The organism is Streptomyces lacaronensis, from assembly GCF_047337785.1.
In the GTDB taxonomy this organism is placed as follows: Bacteria; Actinomycetota; Actinomycetes; order Streptomycetales; family Streptomycetaceae; genus Streptomyces; species Streptomyces lycopersici.
The window spans coordinates 10,515,345-10,535,103 of record NZ_JBLHDK010000003.1 but is presented as its reverse complement, the minus strand read 5'-3'; the positions used below and the strand labels follow the sequence as shown (position 1 = coordinate 10,535,103).

The 19,759-nt window shown below is 68.9% G+C and carries 10 protein-coding genes and 2 rRNA genes; 5 read left to right on the top strand and 7 right to left on the bottom strand.

The genetic code is table 11. From position 1 onward, the window contains the following. Window positions 1-42 precede the first annotated feature (42 nt). Together ACMTAK_RS45585 and ACMTAK_RS45580 are read right to left on the bottom strand one after the other, a co-directional pair. Window positions 43-3,162 (bottom strand): 23S ribosomal RNA (locus ACMTAK_RS45585). A 279-nt stretch (window positions 3,163-3,441) separates the two neighbouring features. Then, window positions 3,442-4,968: ribosomal RNA gene (locus ACMTAK_RS45580) — 16S ribosomal RNA — on the bottom strand. Together the 16S and 23S rRNA genes form the textbook arrangement of a ribosomal RNA operon. Window positions 4,969-5,531: 563 nt before the next feature. Between ACMTAK_RS45580 and ACMTAK_RS45575 the strand changes: the two genes are divergently transcribed. Next, complete coding sequence (locus tag ACMTAK_RS45575; RefSeq protein ID WP_413811588.1) at window positions 5,532-5,978, top strand: PTS sugar transporter subunit IIA; 447 nt, start codon at window positions 5,532-5,534, stop codon at window positions 5,976-5,978. A 105-nt stretch (window positions 5,979-6,083) separates the two neighbouring features. Beyond that, a complete protein-coding gene (gene ptsP, locus ACMTAK_RS45570; RefSeq protein ID WP_413811587.1) occupies window positions 6,084-7,754 on the top strand; it encodes a phosphoenolpyruvate--protein phosphotransferase in 1,671 nt (556 codons plus the stop codon). Between the two features lie 100 nt (window positions 7,755-7,854). On the opposite strand, the gene ACMTAK_RS45565 is transcribed toward ptsP, so the two are convergent. Then, complete coding sequence (locus ACMTAK_RS45565) at window positions 7,855-8,808, bottom strand: hypothetical protein (protein WP_413811586.1); 954 nt, start codon at window positions 8,806-8,808, stop codon at window positions 7,855-7,857. Window positions 8,809-8,830: 22 nt separating this feature from the next. Then, on the bottom strand, window positions 8,831-10,174 hold the full coding sequence (locus ACMTAK_RS45560) for an MFS transporter (RefSeq protein ID WP_413811585.1): 1,344 nt from the start codon (window positions 10,172-10,174) through the stop codon (window positions 8,831-8,833). Between the two features lie 48 nt (window positions 10,175-10,222). Here ACMTAK_RS45560 and ACMTAK_RS45555 point away from each other — a divergent pair, with 48 nt between their 5' ends. Beyond that, window positions 10,223-11,629 carry an aminotransferase class I/II-fold pyridoxal phosphate-dependent enzyme gene (locus ACMTAK_RS45555; protein ID WP_413811584.1) on the top strand — a complete coding sequence of 469 codons (1,407 nt, stop codon included), beginning with the start codon at window positions 10,223-10,225 and terminating at the stop codon, window positions 11,627-11,629. A 292-nt stretch (window positions 11,630-11,921) separates the two neighbouring features. Here ACMTAK_RS45555 and ACMTAK_RS45550 read toward each other — a convergent pair whose 3' ends face one another. After that, window positions 11,922-13,940, bottom strand: a complete 2,019-nt coding sequence (locus ACMTAK_RS45550; RefSeq protein WP_413811583.1) for an acetoacetate--CoA ligase — start codon at window positions 13,938-13,940, stop codon at window positions 11,922-11,924. A gap of 218 nt (window positions 13,941-14,158) precedes the next feature. On the opposite strand from ACMTAK_RS45550, the gene ACMTAK_RS45545 reads away from it, so the two are divergent. Both ACMTAK_RS45545 and ACMTAK_RS45540 read left to right on the top strand, forming a co-directional pair. After that, complete coding sequence (locus tag ACMTAK_RS45545; RefSeq protein WP_413811582.1) at window positions 14,159-16,855, top strand: TIM-barrel domain-containing protein; 2,697 nt, start codon at window positions 14,159-14,161, stop codon at window positions 16,853-16,855. Between the two features lie 381 nt (window positions 16,856-17,236). Then, entirely contained in the window at window positions 17,237-18,037 is an 801-nt protein-coding gene (locus ACMTAK_RS45540; RefSeq protein WP_413813196.1) for a M15 family metallopeptidase, read from the top strand. 7 nt (window positions 18,038-18,044) lie between these two features. Here ACMTAK_RS45540 and ACMTAK_RS45535 read toward each other — a convergent pair whose 3' ends face one another. Together ACMTAK_RS45535 and ACMTAK_RS45530 are read right to left on the bottom strand one after the other, a co-directional pair. Continuing rightward, window positions 18,045-18,857, bottom strand: coding sequence for an ABC transporter permease (locus ACMTAK_RS45535; RefSeq protein WP_198275397.1), 813 nt, complete (start codon window positions 18,855-18,857; stop codon window positions 18,045-18,047). A gap of 56 nt (window positions 18,858-18,913) precedes the next feature. Next, window positions 18,914-19,759: an ABC transporter permease gene (locus ACMTAK_RS45530; protein ID WP_413797755.1), complete on the bottom strand. Its 846-nt coding sequence runs from the start codon at window positions 19,757-19,759 to the stop codon at window positions 18,914-18,916.

Below are 19,759 nucleotides of genomic sequence, written 5' to 3'. Positions count from 1 at the left end.
CGGTTCGTTGCTTCAGAACCAACACAGTGGACGCGAGCACCTGAGGACAAGCCCTCGGCCTATTAGTACCAGTCAACTCCACCGGTCACCCGGCTTCCATATCTGGCCTATCAACCCAGTCGTCTACTGGGAGCCTTAACCCATCAAGTGGGTGGGAGCCCTCATCTCGAAGCAGGCTTCCCGCTTAGATGCTTTCAGCGGTTATCCCTCCCGAACGTAGCCAACCAGCCATGCCCTTGGCAGAACAACTGGCACACCAGAGGTTCGTCCGTCCCGGTCCTCTCGTACTAGGGACAGCCCTTCTCAAGACTCCTACGCGCACAGCGGATAGGGACCGAACTGTCTCACGACGTTCTAAACCCAGCTCGCGTACCGCTTTAATGGGCGAACAGCCCAACCCTTGGGACCGACTCCAGCCCCAGGATGCGACGAGCCGACATCGAGGTGCCAAACCATCCCGTCGATATGGACTCTTGGGGAAGATCAGCCTGTTATCCCCGGGGTACCTTTTATCCGTTGAGCGACGGCGCTTCCACAAGCCACCGCCGGATCACTAGTCCCGACTTTCGTCCCTGCTCGACCCGTCGGTCTCACAGTCAAGCTCCCTTGTGCACTTACACTCAACACCTGATTGCCAACCAGGCTGAGGGAACCTTTGGGCGCCTCCGTTACCCTTTAGGAGGCAACCGCCCCAGTTAAACTACCCACCAGACACTGTCCCTGATCCGGATCACGGACCCAGGTTAGACATCCAGCACGACCAGAGTGGTATTTCAACAACGACTCCACACTAACTGGCGTCAATGCTTCACAGTCTCCCACCTATCCTACACAAGCCGAACCGAACACCAATATCAAGCTATAGTAAAGGTCCCGGGGTCTTTCCGTCCTGCTGCGCGAAACGAGCATCTTTACTCGTAATGCAATTTCACCGGGCCTATGGTTGAGACAGTCGAGAAGTCGTTACGCCATTCGTGCAGGTCGGAACTTACCCGACAAGGAATTTCGCTACCTTAGGATGGTTATAGTTACCACCGCCGTTTACTGGCGCTTAAGTTCTCAGCTTCGCGGAGCCAAAACCCCACTAACCGGTCCCCTTAACGTTCCAGCACCGGGCAGGCGTCAGTCCGTATACATCGCCTTACGGCTTCGCACGGACCTGTGTTTTTAGTAAACAGTCGCTTCTCGCTGGTCTCTGCGGCCACCACCAGCTCAAGGAGCAAAGTCCCATCACCAGCAATGGCCCCCCTTCTCCCGAAGTTACGGGGGCATTTTGCCGAGTTCCTTAACCATAGTTCACCCGAACGCCTCGGTATTCTCTACCTGACCACCTGAGTCGGTTTAGGGTACGGGCCGCCATGAAACTCGCTAGAGGCTTTTCTCGACAGCATAGGATCATCCACTTCACCACAATCGGCTCGGCATCAGGTCTCAGACACATGCAAGGCGGATTTACCTACCTTGCGTCCTACACCCTTACCCCGGGACAACCACCGCCCGGGCTGGACTACCTTCCTGCGTCACCCCATCACTCACCTACTACAAGTCTGGTTCGTCGGCTCCACCACTCCCCTTCACCCGAAGGATCCAGGACGGCTTCACGGACTTAGCATCGCCTGATTCAGCGTTGACGCTTCAAAGCGGGTACCGGAATATCAACCGGTTGTCCATCGACTACGCCTGTCGGCCTCGCCTTAGGTCCCGACTTACCCTGGGCAGATCAGCTTGACCCAGGAACCCTTAGTCAATCGGCGCACACGTTTCCCACGTGTGTATCGCTACTCATGCCTGCATTCTCACTCGTGAACCATCCACAACTCGCTTACACGGCTGCTTCACCCGGCACACGACGCTCCCCTACCCATCACAACGGTCGTTGGACCACATGCTGCAATGACACGACTTCGGCGGTACGCTTGAGCCCCGCTACATTGTCGGCGCGGAATCACTTGACCAGTGAGCTATTACGCACTCTTTCAAGGATGGCTGCTTCTAAGCCAACCTCCTGGTTGTCTCTGCGACTCCACATCCTTTCCCACTTAGCGTACGCTTAGGGGCCTTAGTCGATGCTCTGGGCTGTTTCCCTCTCGACCATGGAGCTTATCCCCCACAGTCTCACTGCCGCGCTCTCACTTACCGGCATTCGGAGTTTGGCTAAGGTCAGTAACCCGGTAGGGCCCATCGCCTATCCAGTGCTCTACCTCCGGCAAGAAACACACGACGCTGCACCTAAATGCATTTCGGGGAGAACCAGCTATCACGGAGTTTGATTGGCCTTTCACCCCTAACCACAGGTCATCCCCCAGGTTTTCAACCCTGGTGGGTTCGGTCCTCCACGAAGTCTTACCTCCGCTTCAACCTGCCCATGGCTAGATCACTCCGCTTCGGGTCTTGAGCGCGCTACTAAACCGCCCTATTCGGACTCGCTTTCGCTACGGCTTCCCCACACGGGTTAACCTCGCAACACACCGCAAACTCGCAGGCTCATTCTTCAAAAGGCACGCAGTCACGACGCAGGGACAAATCCCTGCGCGACGCTCCCACGGCTTGTAGGCACACGGTTTCAGGTACTATTTCACTCCGCTCCCGCGGTACTTTTCACCATTCCCTCACGGTACTATCCGCTATCGGTCACCAGGGAATATTTAGGCTTAGCGGGTGGTCCCGCCAGATTCACACGGGATTTCTCGGGCCCCGTGCTACTTGGGTATCGCACAAGCAAGTTGCTGACATTTCAGCTACGGGGGTCTTACCCTCTACGCCGGGCCTTTCGCATGCCCTTCGCCTACATCAACAATTTCTGACTCACCCAGCCGCCGGCAGACGACTGAAGTACGAACCCACAACCCCGTACGCGCAACCCCTGCCGGGTATCACACACATACGGTTTAGCCTCATCCAGTTTCGCTCGCCACTACTCCCGGAATCACGGTTGTTTTCTCTTCCTGCGGGTACTGAGATGTTTCACTTCCCCGCGTTCCCTCCACATACCCTATGTGTTCAGGTATGGGTGACAGCCCATGACGACTGCCGGGTTTCCCCATTCGGACACCCCCGGATCAAAGCTCGGTTGACAGCTCCCCGGGGCCTATCGCGGCCTCCCACGTCCTTCATCGGTTCCTGGTGCCAAGGCATCCACCGTGCGCCCTTAAAAACTTGGCCACAGATGCTCGCGTCCACTGTGCAGTTCTCAAACAACGACCCGTACCCCGTCACCCACACCCGAAAGCGCGGTACACCGGGACCGGCCGAAGACACAAGCATTCCTGCCCGTACCTTCAGACACCCAACAGCGTGCCCGACACCCTCACCTCCCCCTATCACGTTCCACGCCGAAGCAGTACTAGCGACCAGAGCAGGCCAAGTGTGCCGAATAGTCAACGTTCCACCCATGAGCAACCGTGCAGGACACTTGCCTGCAGTCGGCTATGCGCTCCTTAGAAAGGAGGTGATCCAGCCGCACCTTCCGGTACGGCTACCTTGTTACGACTTCGTCCCAATCGCCAGTCCCACCTTCGACGGCTCCCTCCACAAGGGTTGGGCCACCGGCTTCGGGTGTTACCGACTTTCGTGACGTGACGGGCGGTGTGTACAAGGCCCGGGAACGTATTCACCGCAGCAATGCTGATCTGCGATTACTAGCGACTCCGACTTCATGGGGTCGAGTTGCAGACCCCAATCCGAACTGAGACCGGCTTTTTGAGATTCGCTCCACCTCACGGCTTCGCAGCTCATTGTACCGGCCATTGTAGCACGTGTGCAGCCCAAGACATAAGGGGCATGATGACTTGACGTCGTCCCCACCTTCCTCCGAGTTGACCCCGGCAGTCTCCTGTGAGTCCCCATCACCCCGAAAGGCATGCTGGCAACACAGAACAAGGGTTGCGCTCGTTGCGGGACTTAACCCAACATCTCACGACACGAGCTGACGACAGCCATGCACCACCTGTACACCGACCACAAGGGGGACCCTGTCTCCAGGGTTTTCCGGCGTATGTCAAGCCTTGGTAAGGTTCTTCGCGTTGCGTCGAATTAAGCCACATGCTCCGCCGCTTGTGCGGGCCCCCGTCAATTCCTTTGAGTTTTAGCCTTGCGGCCGTACTCCCCAGGCGGGGAACTTAATGCGTTAGCTGCGGCACGGACAACGTGGAATGTCGCCCACACCTAGTTCCCAACGTTTACGGCGTGGACTACCAGGGTATCTAATCCTGTTCGCTCCCCACGCTTTCGCTCCTCAGCGTCAGTATCGGCCCAGAGATCCGCCTTCGCCACCGGTGTTCCTCCTGATATCTGCGCATTTCACCGCTACACCAGGAATTCCGATCTCCCCTACCGAACTCTAGCCTGCCCGTATCGAATGCAGACCCGGGGTTAAGCCCCGGGCTTTCACATCCGACGCGACAAGCCGCCTACGAGCTCTTTACGCCCAATAATTCCGGACAACGCTTGCGCCCTACGTATTACCGCGGCTGCTGGCACGTAGTTAGCCGGCGCTTCTTCTGCAGGTACCGTCACTTGCGCTTCTTCCCTGCTGAAAGAGGTTTACAACCCGAAGGCCGTCATCCCTCACGCGGCGTCGCTGCATCAGGCTTGCGCCCATTGTGCAATATTCCCCACTGCTGCCTCCCGTAGGAGTCTGGGCCGTGTCTCAGTCCCAGTGTGGCCGGTCGCCCTCTCAGGCCGGCTACCCGTCGTCGCCTTGGTAGGCCATCACCCCACCAACAAGCTGATAGGCCGCGGGCTCATCCTGCACCGCCGGAGCTTTCCACCACCAGACCATGCGGTCGGCAGTCATATCCGGTATTAGACCCCGTTTCCAGGGCTTGTCCCAGAGTGCAGGGCAGATTGCCCACGTGTTACTCACCCGTTCGCCACTAATCCCCGGCCGAAACCGGTTCATCGTTCGACTTGCATGTGTTAAGCACGCCGCCAGCGTTCGTCCTGAGCCAGGATCAAACTCTCCGTGAATGCTTCCGGGCTATCCCGGCAACACATCACGAGAGCGGAACCACCGGAGGAATAGTCCGATGGTTCACAGCGTCCTCGCTGTGTTTTTTCTTCAAAGGAACCTCGTCCAAAATGGACGGGGTATCAACATATCTGGCGTTGACTTTTAGCACGCTGTTGAGTTCTCAAGGAACGGACGCTTCCTTCGAAACCATTTCACCGGTTTCTCCGGGCGCTTCCCTTCGGTGTTTCACACGCTATCAGACTATTTCCGGTCCCTCCGCACCCGTGTCTCTCGCAAGGCACGCGAAAACGGATCCGAGATTTGGATCAAGTAGCTGATGGCGCCGCCCTGAACCTGGATGTACACGCAGATGTTCGCAGTGCTTCATCCGGTGGGCAGGGATACGACAGTACAGCGCCCCGCGCGGCCGTGGCAAATCGATTCCCGGCCCGGGCACCCTCTCCTGCCTGCGCCACGTGTGCGGAATCCGTAGTTCCTATGACTTACTCTTCTGGGCAGTGCGCTGTCCGGGACAGGTGGTGACGGCGCGTGATGAATCTTCACCCCCCGGGAGGCTCCCATGACCAGCGTGACCTCACCGGTCGCCGGCCGCGTGATCGGACTCGAAGCGGTACCCGATCCGGTGTTCTCCGGCGCCATGGTCGGTCCGGGTACGGCGATCGACCCAATCCTTGAGCCCTTCGTGGCCGTGGCTCCGGTCGACGGCATCGTCGTCTCCCTCCACCCGCACGCGTTCGTCGTCGTGGACGGGGAGGGGCACGGTGTGCTCACCCACCTCGGCATCGACACCGTGCAGCTGAACGGTGAGGGCTTCGAGGTCCTCATCAACAAGGGGGACACCGTCAAGCGCGGTGACGCGATCGTGCGCTGGGACCCGGCCACCGCCGTGGCCGCGGGCAAGTCGCCGATCTGCCCGATCGTGGCACTCGAGGCCACGGCCGATGACCTGTCCGACGTCAAGGACGACGTCGATGTGAAGACGGGCGACACACTCTTCAACTGGTGAGCCGGGCGTACGCCCGGCGGCCGATGGGGACCGGGCCGGGCGGCGCACTGCGGGTACGACATCCACCATGGCGGGGTTCCGCCGTATCGACCGGGGACGGGTGACATGGAGACAACGCTGCGAGGCGTCGGCGTGAGCCACGGGGTGGCCATCGGCGAGGTGCGCCATATGGGGACGGCGGTCCTGGAGCCGCCGGCCAAGCAGATTCCGGCCGATGAGGCGCCGCGTGAGCAGGGGCGGGCGCGTCAGGCGGTGGAGGCCGTGGCGGCCGACCTGGTCGCGCGCGGCAATCTGGCGGGCGGCGAGGCCCAGGCCGTGCTCGAGGCGCAGGCCATGATGGCGCAGGACCCGGAGCTGATCGCGGATGTCGAGCGGCGGATCGCCGTGGGCAGCACCGCCGAGCGCGCGGTGTACGACGCCTTCGCCGCCTACCGGGCGCTGCTGGCGGGGGCCGGTGACTACCTGGCGGGCCGGGTGGCCGACCTCGACGATGTGCGGAACCGGATCGTGGCGCGGCTGCTCGGTGTGCCGATGCCGGGTGTGCCGGACAGCGATGAGCCGTATGTGCTGATCGCGCGGGACCTCGCCCCCGCCGACACCGCGCTGCTCGACCCGACGCTGGTACTGGGGTTCGTGACCGAGGAGGGCGGGCCGACCAGCCACAGCGCGATCCTCGCCCGTGCCCTGGGGGTGCCGGCCGTGGTCGCGCTGCCCGGTGCCGGGGATCTGGTCGAGGGAACCCTGATCGCCGTCGACGGCAGCACGGGTGAGATCTTCGTGTCCCCGAGCGAGGAGAAGCGGGCCGAGCTGACGCGCGCCGCCGAGGAGCGCCGGGCCGCGCTGGCCGCCTCCTCCGGTCCGGGTGCGACGTCGGACGGGCACAAGGTGCCGCTGCTGGCGAACGTCGGCGGACCGGCCGATGTACCGGCGGCGGTGGAAGCGGGCGCCGAGGGTGTGGGGCTGTTCCGCACCGAGTTCCTCTTCCTCGACGACAGCACTCAGGCGCCGTCGGAGGAGAAGCAGGTCGTGGCGTACCGGCAGGTGCTGGAGGCGTTCCCCGAGGGCCGGGTCGTGGTCCGGGTCCTGGACGCGGGCGCGGACAAGCCGCTGGACTTCCTCACCCCGGCCGATGAGCCCAACCCGGCGCTGGGCGTGCGCGGTCTGCGCACCCTGCTGGACCACCCCGAGGTGCTCCGGACGCAGCTCACGGCGCTGGCCAAGGCGTCGGAGGGGCTGCCGGTCTATCTCGAGGTGATGGCCCCGATGGTGGCCGACCGGCTGGACGCCAAGGCGTTCGCCGACGCGTGCCGCGAAGCGGGGCTGCGGGCCAAGTTCGGCGCGATGGTGGAGATTCCGTCCGCCGCGCTGCGGGCGCGCTCGATCCTCCAGGAGGTCGAGTTCCTCTCGCTGGGCACCAACGACCTGGCGCAGTACACCTTCGCGGCCGACCGTCAGGTCGGTGCCGTGTCGCGGCTCCAGGACCCGTGGCAGCCCGCGCTGCTCGACCTGGTGGCGGCGTCGGCGGAGGCCGCGCAGGCCGAGGGCAAGAGCTGTGGTGTCTGCGGTGAGGCCGCCTCCGATCCCCTGCTGGCGTGTGTGCTGGCCGGTCTGGGTGTCACCAGCCTCTCCATGGGTGCGGCCTCCATTCCGTATGTGCGCGCGACGCTGGCCAAGCACACGCTGGCGCAGTGCGAGCGGGCGGCCTCCGCTGCGCGCGCGGCGGATACCGCGGAGGATGCCCGCCGGGCGGCTCAGGCGGTGCTGTCCGGCGAATGAGCCGGTGAGCTGTGAGATGTGAGCTTTGGGCTTGGGGCTTTGGGCTTTGGGCTTTGGGCTGTCGATGAAGGCGTCCCGCCGGGTGGCGGGACGCCTTCGGTCATTCCGGGCGGCTGACCGGGATGCCGGCCCGGTATTCGACGCCGTGCTCCGGAGGGATGGGTTCACCGGTCTCGGCGTCGGTGCAGTACGCCGTGAACACCTCCGCCTCGCTCAGCGGGCGCAGCCAGCCGTCCTGCAGCGCCCAGCCGCGGACCGTCTCCGGGGAGTCCGCCACGATGGTGCGCAGCACCAGGCCGCCGGGGCTGCGCAGGGCGAAACCGCAGGCCAGGACGGTGCGGAAGACCAGGCCCGAGGGCTCGGCCAGCTTCGGGGGGCCCGCTTCCCGCGTATCGGCGTGGAGCACGGCGACCAGTGAAGTGCCGTCCGCCGGAACGCTGCAGACCAGATGGTGGACGCCCGGCCCGACCGCCTCGACGACAGCGCGCAGCGCGGCCCCGGCGCGGTCGAACGCGGTGCGGGCGGTGGTGTCGTCTCGGCACTCCCCGTGATGGCCGGCGCGGGAGAGCAGCGCCGTGGCGTACTCCCAGGTGGCCTGCTCCTCGGCCACGCCGATGAGCCGCGGCACCAGGCGGGCGATCGGCTGGCCCTCGTACGTGACGGTGCCGCCCGCGACGGCCAGCTCCGCCGTATAGCGCGTGCGGCTCGCGGCGGTGTCCGGGTCGAGCCGGGTGTCCGCGCAGAACTCCTCGTAGGCGACGGGATCGAAGAGGGCGACGGTGGTGTGGACGCCCTTGGCCGCGAGCGCCTTCAGCAGCCCCTCCATCTCCCGTAGATACGCTCCGTGGTCGTCGAAGGCGAACGACGCGTAGTGCCGCATGGCGGCGAAGTCCCGCTCGTCGGCGAGCAGGGCCACGGTGCTGGGCACCTCTCTGCGGAGGGCGCGCCGGGTGGTCTGCCTCCTCGTACGCTGCCGGGTGCCCGGCTTCTGTGTCTTCGGCTTCCTGTGCTCGCCCGGGCGGTTCCGGTGGCTCCTGCGTCCGGTGTGCGCCATGACTCCCCCTCAGCGCGGATGTTCAGTGCTCACTCACCGTAACCGGGACCACTGACAACGCTCCGTCACCGCGGTCCCGTACCAGGTGGCGCTGGACGCCGCAGATCGCGGCGAGCCCTGCGCCGAGGCCGAGCCAGCCGAGGGGGCCCGCCGCGATCGCCGCCGTCACCGCGAGGGGGCCCGCGCTGCGCTGCACGGCCTGGGCCAGGCCGTGCACGCCGAGGTAGGCGCCCTGTGCGGTGGGCGGGGCGAGGACCACGGACAGCTCCCAGGAGATCGTGGCGTGCAGCATCTCCGCCACGGTGAAGGCGGTGGCGGCCAGCACCAGCGTGACGGCCGCGAACCAGGGCGCGCCGACGGTCGAGGCGGCCAGCGCGGCCCCGCCGACGAGGAAGGCACCGGCCAGCGGCCACAACGAGGTGCGGGCGGTGTGCGGGGTGGCGCCGAAGCGGGCGAACGGGACCTGGAAGAGCACCACGAGCACGTTGTTGAGGACGAGGAGCAGGGGGACGAGTTGATGCGGTGTGCTGGTGGCCGTCACGGCCCACAGCGGCAGGCCGACCCTGAAGACCGAGTCATCGAGGAAGAGGACGGCCTCGCTGGCGGTGTAGGCGAGATAGCGGCGGTCGCGCCAGGGGTTGGGGGCGGTGGTCTTCCCTGACGCGGGTGCGGGTTCTGCGGATGCGGATGCGGGTTCCGCGGGGTTTGATTCGCGGGGTTCCGCGGGAGCGGATACGGATGCGCATTTCGCCGCGATTCGGGAGGCCGAGGGCGGTTCGGCACAGCCGAGCGTGAACAGCGCGGCGGCGACGAAGGAGAGCGCGTCGCCGATCAGCAGCCAGCGGTAGACGGTCACCGTGCCGCCGCTGAGTGCCGCGGCCGCCGCGAGGCCGCCGACGGCCCAGCCGACGTTCATGGCGGTGCGGCTGATGGCCTGGTAACGGACGCGCTCGGGGCCCGCGACCCGGGTCGCGTACAGCTTCGTCAGGACGGCGGCCCCGCGGTCGCCGAGGCTGCCCACCGAGGCGATGGCGAGCAGCAGCCGCAGGTCGGTCGTGGTGAGGAGGGCCGATGAGGCGGCGGCGCGCACCAGTTGGACGGTGATCAGGAGCGGGCGCAGCCGGACGCGGTCGGCAAGGAGGCCGCCGAGGGGCGGGCCCGCGATCCCGATCGCTCCGGATACGGCGAGCAGAACGCCGATTTCGGCGGTGCTGAGCCCGGCGGCGAAGGTGAAGTAGAGCGTCGCGGTCGCGCCCCACAGGCCCGAACCGATCCGGTCGACGAAGGTGACGATCAGCATGCGTCGGCCGTCCCGGCCGCCCGGGACGCGGTCGCTGAGCGCGGTGCGGCGCGTTGGCTTGCCCACCCTGGTCCCCCTTGACATTCTCTTTTGTATTGATACAGAGTATTTTCTGTGGCGACACAATATGAGATCACCGGTGAGTCGGCCAAGGGGATTGCCGCATCCGTCGAACAGGGCGTGGTGGAGGGGGCGTTGGCGCCCGGTATCGCGCTGCCTCCGGTGCGCCGGCTGGCGGAGCGGCTGGGCGTGAGTCCCGGCACCGTCGCGACCGCCTACAAGGAGCTGCGGCGGCGCGGGATCGTGGTGACCCAGGGGCGGGGCGGCACGGTGGTCGCGTCGACGCCCGCCGTCGCCTCGCGCCGCCCGCCGCCGGTGCCGGAGGGGGTGCGCGATCTGGCGAGCGGTCACCCCGATCCGGCCTTCCTGCCCGCTCTGCTGCCGACCGCCCGGCTCTCCCCCGGAGTGCGGTCGCACCGCGCCCAGCCCCGGCTGGCCGTTCTGGAGGAGCTGACCCGCGCCTGGTACGAGCGCGACGGCGTGCCCGCCGAGCACCTGACCTTCGCCCATGGCGCGCTGGACTGCGTGGCCCGGCTGCTGTCGGTCGAGCTCAGGCCGGGTGACGCGGTGGCGATGGAGGACCCCGGCTACCACCATCTGCTGGACCTCGTCCCGGCGCTGGGGTTGCGGAGCGTGCCGGTGGCCGTGGACGACGAGGGGATCCGGCCGGACGCGCTGCGGGCTGCGCTGCGGGCCGGGGCGCGTGCGCTGATCTGCAGCCCGCGTGGGCAGAACCCTTACGGCGGCTGGTTCTCGGCGGGTCGGCGGGATGCGCTGCTGGGGGTCTTGGCTGAGGCGCCGGGTGAGATGCTGGTGATCGAGGATGACCATGCGGCGGATGTCGCGGGGGTGCCGTTGTACAGCCTCGCTGGGAGTGGTGGGGGTGGCGGTGCGGGCGGTGGGGGTGGCGGTGCGGGTGATGCGGGTGACGATGCTGGCGGTGGGGGTGGTGGTGCGGGTGGTCCGGCGCGGTGGGCGCATGTGCGCACCGTCTCCAAGCACCTGGGGACCGACCTGCGGTGGGGCGCGCTCGCCTGCGACCGTACGACGCTGGCGCGCCATGACGGCCGGATGCTGCTGACCTCCGGCTGGGTCAGCCATGTGCTGCAGGAGACGGTCGCCCGGCTGATGACCGACCCGGAGACCCAGACCCTGGTGGCCGCGGCCCGGTCCGCCTACGCCCGGCGGCGTGAGGCCCTGCTGGCCGCGCTCGCGGCCCGGGGGATCGCCGCGCACGGAGCGAGCGGGATGAATGTGTGGGTGCCCGTGCGGGACGAGGCGGCGGTGGTCAACGGGTTGCGGACGCGGGGGTGGTGGGTGGCGGCCGGTGCGAGGTTTCGGCTGGCTGGCGGGGCGGGGGTGCGGATTACGACGGCGGGGTTGGGGGAGGCGGATGCTGGGGTGTTGGCGGGGGATTTGGCGGGGGTGTTGGGGGAGGCGCAGGCGACGTATGGGGGGTAGGCGGGGCTTCTTCCCCACCCCGCCCCTTCCCGAACCGGGGCGGAGCCCCGGCCCCCGCCGGGGCTCCGCCCCAGACCCCGTTCCGGGGGCTCCGCCCCCGCACCCCCGCCGGGGCTCCGCCCCTGGACCCCGCTCCTCAAACGCCGGAGGGGCTGGGTGTGCGGCCCCACCCAGGGACCCCCTCAAACGCCAGAGGGCCTCGGTGTGCGGCCCCACCCAACGACCCCCTCAAAGCCGGAGGGGCTGGGTGTGCGGCAGGGGGCCGGAGGGTCCAGCTCCGCCCCCGGGCTCCTCAGGCTCCTGCCCCGCCCCTCCCCTGGGCCAGGCGCTCGTAGTACCGGAGCAGTTCCACATCGTCCACCGAACCCAGGTTGACCGCCTTGTCCAGGGAGGTGCCCTGGAGGAGGCGCTTGACCGGGACCTCGATGCGTTTGCCGGTGAGGGTGTGGGGAACGCCGGGGACCTCGATGACTTCGTCGGGGACGTGGCGGGGGGAGAGTTGGGTGCGGATGGTGGTTTTGATGCGGGTCAGGAGTTCTTCGTTCAGGGTGGCGCCGGGGGCCAGGTGGACGAAGAGGGGCATCCAGTAGCCGCCGTCGGGTTGTTCGACGCCGATGACGAGGGATTCACGGATCTCGGGGAGGCGTTCGACGGCCTCGTAGATGTCGGCGGAGCCCATTCGGACGCCCTGGCGGTTGAGGGTGGAGTCGGAGCGGCCGTGGATGATCACGGTGCCCCGGGAGGTCAGGGTGATCCAGTCGCCGTGGCGCCAGGCGCCGGGGAACATCTCGAAGTAGCTGTCGCGGTAGCGGATGCCGTCGGGGTCGTTCCAGAAGCGGACGGGCATCGACGGCATGGGGCGGGCCACGATCAGCTCGCCGACCTCGTCGACCACCGGTTCGCCCTGCGGGTCCCACGCCTGAAGGTCGGTGCCCAGGCCGGGGGCCTGGAGTTCGCCGATGTAGACGGGGAGGGTGGGCACGGCGCCCGCGAAGCAGCTGCACACGTCGGTACCGCCGCTGACGGAGGCGATCCACATGTCCTCGGCCACCTCGTCGTGGATCCACCGGAAGCCGTCGGGCGGCAGGGGGGAGCCGGTGGTGGCGACGCATTTCACGGCGGAGAGGTCGAAGTCGCGGCCCGGGTGGACATCGGCCTTGCGGCAGGCCATGACGTACGCGGCGGAGGTGCCGTAGAGCGTGGTGCCGGTGCGTTCGGCGACGCGCCACTGGGCGGCGGTGTCCGGGTAGCCGGGGCTGCCGTCGTAGAGGACGACGGTGGCGCCCACCAGCAGCCCGGACACCAGGAAGTTCCACATCATCCAGCCGGTGGAGGTGTACCAGAAGAACCGGTCGTCGGGGCCGAGGTCGCAGTGGAGGCCGAGCTGCTTGAGGTGTTCGAGCAGGATGCCGCCCTGGGACTGGACGATCGCCTTGGGCAGGCCGGTGGTGCCGGAGGAGTAGAGCACCCACAGGGGGTGGTCGAAGGGGAGTTGTTCGAAGACCGGTTCCGCCGGTTCGCGGACGATGTCGTCCCACACCAGCGTGGACTCGGGGGCGGGGGTGCCCAGCAGCGGGATGTGGACGACGGCGCGCAGGCTGGGCAGCTCGGCGCGCAGCTCGGTCACGGTGGCGGTGCGGTCGTGGGTCTTTCCGCCGTAGTGGTAGCCGTCGACGGTGAAGAGGACCACCGGTTCGACCTGCTGGAAGCGGTCCAGGACGCTGCGGGCGCCGAAGTCGGGGGCACAGGAGGTCCATACGGCGCCGACCGCGGCGGCGGCCAGGAGGGCCACGGTGGCCTGAGGGATGTTCGGGACATAGCCGCTGACCCGGTCGCCCGGGCGGACGCCGAGGCGGCGCAGCTCGGCGGCGACCGCGCCGACCTGGCCGCGCAGCTCGGCCCAGCTGACCGGGCGCGGGTCGTGGACCTCGTCGACGTGGAGCAGCGCGGGGTCGTCGGCGCGGGCGGGGTCCTCGGCGGCGCGCAGGGCGTGCTCGGCGTAGTTGAGGGTGGCTCCGGGGAACCACTGGGCGCCGGGCATGGTGGCGTCGGCGAGCACCCGCTCGTACGGGGTGGCGAAGCGCACCTCGAACCATTCGGCGACCGCCCGCCAGAAGGTCTCCAGCTCCGCCACCGACCAGCGGTGCAGCGCGGCGTAGCTCGCGGTCGGGTCGTCGAGGCCGGGCGCGGGGGCGCCGTGACGCTCGGCCGCCCAGGCGTGGAAGGCGGTCAGCCGGGACCGGGCGATCCGGTCCGCGCCGGGCTGCCACAGGGGGTGCGGCCGGTGGTCGGAGTGGGCTGCGGTGGTCATGGGTTTCGGCTCCCGGCTGTCCGCGTCGGATGTGTCCGTGGGTGTCCGTGGGTCGCACATCCGCCTCGTATGCGTCCGGTCAGGACGATGCCATGTGATCGACTCCCGCACCAGGGGCGCCACTCCACATCACAGGGCGGGATCATGTGCGAGGACCACAGGTGAACGGCAGTTGAACCATGTCCCTGCCGGGCGTCGGCAATGGCAGGCTGATCAGTATGGATGCGCGTGGCCTGGTGCGGTCGGAGAAGCTGGTGCGGTCGGTGAGGGTGCTCTGCACCGCGCAGGGGCTGCGGTCACTGCGCTCGGCGTGGCGGCGTCGGCGTTCCGACGCGGCCGCGCTGCCCCGCCGGGGCACCGAGCTGGCCCGGGTGCCGGGTGCGGTGCAGGGGGCCGATCCGGAGCCGGGGGGCGGGGTGGTGCGGTTCGCGCGGTCCTCGTTGCGGGTGCGGGTGACCACGGGCGGCGCGGTGTTCTGCGGCTGGGACGGGGCCGAGCCGGAGCCGTCGTACGCGCTGGACGGGCCCTGCCCGGAGGCGGACGAGCGGGCGGAGCTGGAGCCGGACACCGGTGGCGGCTGGCGGGTGGTGTCCGAGCGGGTCACGGTGATGGTGGGGCGGACCGGGACGGTGGAGGTGCGGACCCCGGGCGGGGTGGTGCTGCGGCGGGATCTGCCGCCGCGGTGGTGGGAGCCTGCCGGGGCGCGGGGGCCCATGGAAGCGGTGGCGGGGTCAGGACTCGGGGCGGGATCCGCCGCGCCGCGGCCGGGGGCGGGATCCGCCGCGCCGGGACCGGGGACAGGGGTCGCCGAGCCGGGGCCGGGGATAGGGGTCGCCGAGCCGGGGCCGGGGGCGAGACTCGCCGAGGCGGGGCCGGGGCTGGAGACGGGATCCGCCGCGCCACGGCTCGCGGAGCCGGAGGCGGGGACGGGATCCGCCGCGCCGGGGGCGGCGCCCGGGCCCGTGGACCCAGGGTTCGGGCCGGGGCTGGGCGGGGAGGGTGCCCGCTGGCTCCAGCTGTCCGAAGTGGCCGCGGACGCGCGCTTCTTCGGGCTCGGCGGGCGGGCCTCCGGGCCCCGGCTGCGGGACGGGGTGTACCGGCTGTGGAACACCGATCCCGGCGGCAGCTTCGAGCCGGGGGACGATCCGCTGTATCTGACCATGCCGGTGCAGCTGGTGGTGGCCGACGCGGGCACCCATCTGGTGTTCCACGACAACTCCTGGGACGGCACGGTCACCCTGCGGGAGGGCGAGGAGGGCGCGGGCTCCGGCCATGACCGGCCCGGCCGCTGCCGGACGCGGATGGAGGGCGGCCCGCTGCGCTACTGGGTGATCGTGGGCACCACTCCGGCGCGGGTGCTGCACGGCTGGACGGCGCTGACCGGTGCCCCGGCGGTGCCGCCGCGGTGGGCACTCGGCCATCACCACGCGCGCTGGGGGTTCCGCGACGCGGAGGAGGTCCGGCGGGTGGTGGCGGGCTACCGGGAGCGGGATCTGCCGCTGTCCGCGCTGCATCTGGACATCGACCACCTCATCGGCCACCGGGTGTTCACGGTGGACGGCGCGCGCTTCCCCGATCTCCCGGGGCTCGCCGCCGAGCTGCTCGAGGACGGGGTGCGGCTGGTGTCGATCGTCGACCCCGCGGTGAGGGCGGAGCCGGGCAACGCGGTGTACGAGAGCGGGGCGGCGGACGACGTCTTCGTCCGCGACGCCCGGGGGCGTGAGGTGCGCGGAGTGGTGTGGGCGGGCGAGTCGGCGTTCCCCGACTTCACCGATCCCCGGGTGCGCAAGTGGTGGGGCGGGCTGTACGCGGAGCGGCTGGCACAGGGCTTCTCCGGGGTGTGGCACGACATGAACGAGCCGGTGTCGTTCGCCGCCTTCGGCGAGACCACGCTGCCGCGCTCGGCCCGGCACGCCCTCGAGGGCCGGGGCGGCGACCACCGCGAGGCGCACAACGTCTACGCGCTGGCGATGGCGCGGGCGGGCTACGAGGGACTGTGCGAGCTGCGCCCCGACGAGCGGCCGTTTCTCTTCTCCCGCTCGGGGTGGGCGGGGCTCCAGCGGTACGGGGGCAGCTGGTCCGGCGATGTGGCCACGGGCTGGGCGGGGCTGCGGGCGTCGCTGTCGCTGGTGATCGGGCTGGGCCTGTCCGGGGTGCCGTATTCGGGGCCCGACATCGGTGGCTTCACCGGTTCTCCCTCGCCGGAGCTGTATCTGCGGTGGTTCCAGCTGGGCGCGTATCTGCCGCTGTTCCGCACCCATTCGGCGATCTCGGCGGGGCGGCGGGAGCCGTGGGAGTTCGGCTCACGGGTGCTGGAGCACGCGGCGGCGGCGCTGCGCGAGCGGCAGCGGCTGCTGCCGTACTTCACCACGCTGGCACAGCTGGCCGCGCGCACCGGCGCCCCGTATGTGCGGCCCGTGTGGTGGCGGACGCCCAAGGACCGGGCGCTGCGCGACTGCGAGGACGCCTTTCTGCTGGGGGACGCGCTGCTGGTGGCGCCGGTGCTGGAGGAGGGCGCCCGCCGCCGCCCGGTCCGGCTGCCGCGCGGCCGCTGGTACGACACGGTGACCGGCCGGGCGTACCACGGCCCCGGGCAGGTGGTGCTGGACGCTCCCCTGTCGGGCATCCCGGTCCTGGCCCGGGCCGGTTCGGTGGTGCCGGTGGCGGCACCCGGCGGCGGGGTGGAGCTGGAGGTGTGGACCCCGTGCCAGGGCCGCAAGGGCGCGGGCACGGGCACGCTGGCCGTGGACACGGGCGACGGCTGGGAGAAACCGGAACTGCTGCGCTTCACCACCCGACTACGGGACGGCGAGGTGACGATCGAGCGCGAGGGCGGCGGCGAGGTGGGCTACCCGATACGCGTACGAGGCGAGGCCCCGCCCTCCGAGGACCGCCGCGGCCCCCGGGCGAGCTGACCGCGACGCGCGGCCCGCCGCGCCCCGAGCGGCACGCGGGGCGGACTGCCCCGCTCCCCCGAGCCCACCGGATGCCGCCTCCCGACGCCTCGGCGGAAGCGGGCGAGGACCGAAGCGCGCCCCGGCGGAAACGGCCCCGGCCGAAGCTGTCCGCCCTGGCCCACCGTGCGGCGATGGTCGGCAGCGGGAGTCCTGACGGCTCGGCGAGGGGCCGTCGGCGGAAGCAGATCGCGGCGGAGGCGGCAAGCCGTGCCCGGACGGGCAGGGTGCCGGGACGTCAGGGCGACGCCCGGTCGCGGCACGGCAAGCCGAGGCCCCCGCGGACGCGGGCTCGCGGTCGCGGGCTTGTTTTCGCTTCTCGGGGTGGGATAAGTGATGGGCATGCCAAGACTCGCCGTCGCGCTGCGTGCGCTCGCTCTGCCCGTTGCCGCTCTGCTGGCCGTCGCGCCGTACACCCCGGCGCAGGCGAAGGCGGAGCCCAAGGCTCCGAAGGAGTTCGTGGCTCTCCGGGACGTCGATCCGACGATCCGGCAGGAGATCCGCTACTTCACGCCGCACAACTTCACCGGAGATCCGGTGGACGGATATCGCCGGCCGATGTGCGTCCTGACCCGCCCGGCCGCCGAGGCGCTGCATCGGGCGCAGCGTCAACTGCTCCGGCGCGGCTACACCTTGAAGGTGTACGACTGCTATCGGCCGCAGCGCGCGGTGAACGACTTCGTGGAGTGGGCCAAGGATCTGGGCGATCAGCGGATGAAGGGCGAGTTCTATCCGGAGGTCGACAAGACGCGGCTGTTCGAGGACGGCTATATCGCCGAGAAGTCGGGGCACAGCCGGGGCAGCACGGTGGATCTGACGATCGCGCGGCTGCCCGCGCTGCCCACGCGCCCGTATGTGCCGGGCGAGAAGCTGGTGCCGTGCTACGCCGCCAAGAAGGACCGCTTCCCGGACAACTCGGTGGACATGGGCACCGGTTACGACTGCTTCGACACGCGCTCGCATACGCTCGATCCGCGGATCAAGGGGGTGCAGCGGGCCAACCGGCTGCTGCTCAAGGGCACGTTGGAGAAGCTCGGGTTCGTCAATCTGGCCGAGGAGTGGTGGCACTACACCTTCAAGCCGGAGCTGTTCCCGGACACCTACTTCGACTTTCCCGTCTCGCGCCGCTCGCTGACCGGCTGAGCGGGCGTCACAGCCGCCCGCCCGCCGTGTCCGAGGACAGCCGCTGGGCGATGTACACGGGCACCACGGATACCAGGATGAGCAGCGCGGCGACGACGTTGACGACGGGGGCCTGGTGAGGGCGGGCCAGGTTCTCGTAGATCCAGATGGGCAGGGTGCGGGTGCCGGGCCCGGCGGTGAAGGTCGTGACCACGATCTCGTCGAAGGAGAGCGCGAAGGCCAGCAGCCCGCCCGCGAAGAGGGCAGAGCGCATGGCGGGGAAGGTGACGTACCGGAAGGTCTGCCAGGAGCGCGCCCCGAGGTCGGCGGATGCCTCGGCCAGGGAGGGCGCGATACGGCGCAGCCGGGCGCCGATGTTGTTGAAGACGATGACGACGCAGAACGTGGCGTGCCCGACGACCACCGTGAACAGGCCGAAGCCGATGCCGATCGGGTCGAGGACGGTGCGGAAGGCGGCGTTGAGGGCGATGCCGCTGACGATGCCGGGCAGCGCGATCGGAAGGACGAGCAGGAAGGACACGGTCCGCCGCCCGAAGAAGCGGTGGCGGTGGACGGCGTACGCGGCGAGGGTGCCCAGGCCCAGTGCGATGGCGGTGGCGGCGAGTCCGGCCTTGAGGGAGGTGAGCAGGGCCTCGCGAGCGCCGTCGCTGTGCAGGGCGGCCCGCCACCAGCGGCCGGTGAGCCCGCTGGGCGGCCAGCCGAAGGAGCGGTCGGCGTTGAAGGAGTTGAGCAGCACCAGCAGCAGGGGGACGTAGACGATCGCGAGGCCGGCCGCGGTGACACAGCCGAGGACCACTCGGGCGGTGCGTGAGAGACGCATGGGCCCACCTCCTGGGGCGACTGGGGCATATGGGGCACATGGAGCACATGGAGCGGCTAGAGCGAGTCGAGGGCGCCCGCACGGCGTACGGCGGCCAGGTAGCAGACGATGAGGACCACGGGTACGGCGGAGAGCGCGGCGGCCATCGGCAGGTCCAGGGTGACCTGTGAGGCGATGACATTGCCCAGCAGCTGGGTCTTCCCGCCGACGATCTGCACGGTGAGGTAGTCGCCCAGGCTGAGCGAGAAGGTGAAGACGGATCCGGCGAACACGGCGGGGCGTACGGCGGGCAGGACGACGGAGCGCAGCGTCCGCCAGGCCCCGGCGCCGAGGTCGGCCGAGGCCTCCAGCATCCGCTCGGGGAGCCGTTCGAGGGCCGCGTACACCGGCAGGATCATGTACGGCAGCCAGAGGTAGGCGAGCACGATGACGACGGCGGTGGTGCCGTAGCCGGGCCCGTGCAGCCCGAACGGGGCGAGGGCGGCGCCCACGACGCCGTCCTCGCCGAGCATGACCCGCCAGGCGTACGCCTTGACCAGATAGCCGGCCCACAGCGGGGTGAGCACGGCGACCAGCAGCGGCCGCCGCCACCGCCGCCCCGCGACCCGCGCCATGCAGAAGGCCATGGGCAGGGCGAGGAGCGCGTCGATGACGGTGACGGCGACCGCGATGGACAGGGTGCGCAGGGCGATGGTGCGGTAGACGGGGGTGGTCAGCAGCTCATGGAAGTTGTCGGTGTTCCAGGTGTGGACGACGTCGGAGGTGAAGGAGTCGGTGGCCCAGAAGGCCGAAAGCAGCAGGATGGCGAGCGAGCCCAGATAGGCCAGGGTCAGCCAGAGCAGGGGCGGGGCGAGGAGCGCGGTGAGGCGCAGCCGCGAGCCTGAGGTGGGCGCGGCGGGCAT

Coding starts and splice junctions, on each gene's coding strand:
- ACMTAK_RS45545 (WP_413811582.1), top strand. CDS start 14,159: ATGGATGCGCGTGGCCTGGTGCGGTCGGAGAAGCTGGTGCGGTCGGTG.
- ACMTAK_RS45550 (WP_413811583.1), bottom strand. CDS start 13,940: ATGACCACCGCAGCCCACTCCGACCACCGGCCGCACCCCCTGTGGCAG.
- ACMTAK_RS45535 (WP_198275397.1), bottom strand. CDS start 18,857: ATGCGTCTCTCACGCACCGCCCGAGTGGTCCTCGGCTGTGTCACCGCG.
- ACMTAK_RS45565 (WP_413811586.1), bottom strand. CDS start 8,808: ATGGCGCACACCGGACGCAGGAGCCACCGGAACCGCCCGGGCGAGCAC.
- ACMTAK_RS45530 (WP_413797755.1), bottom strand. CDS start 19,759: ATGCCCGCCGCGCCCACCTCAGGCTCGCGGCTGCGCCTCACCGCGCTC.
- ACMTAK_RS45540 (WP_413813196.1), top strand. CDS start 17,237: ATGCCAAGACTCGCCGTCGCGCTGCGTGCGCTCGCTCTGCCCGTTGCC.
- ptsP (WP_413811587.1), top strand. CDS start 6,084: ATGGAGACAACGCTGCGAGGCGTCGGCGTGAGCCACGGGGTGGCCATC.
- ACMTAK_RS45575 (WP_413811588.1), top strand. CDS start 5,532: ATGACCAGCGTGACCTCACCGGTCGCCGGCCGCGTGATCGGACTCGAA.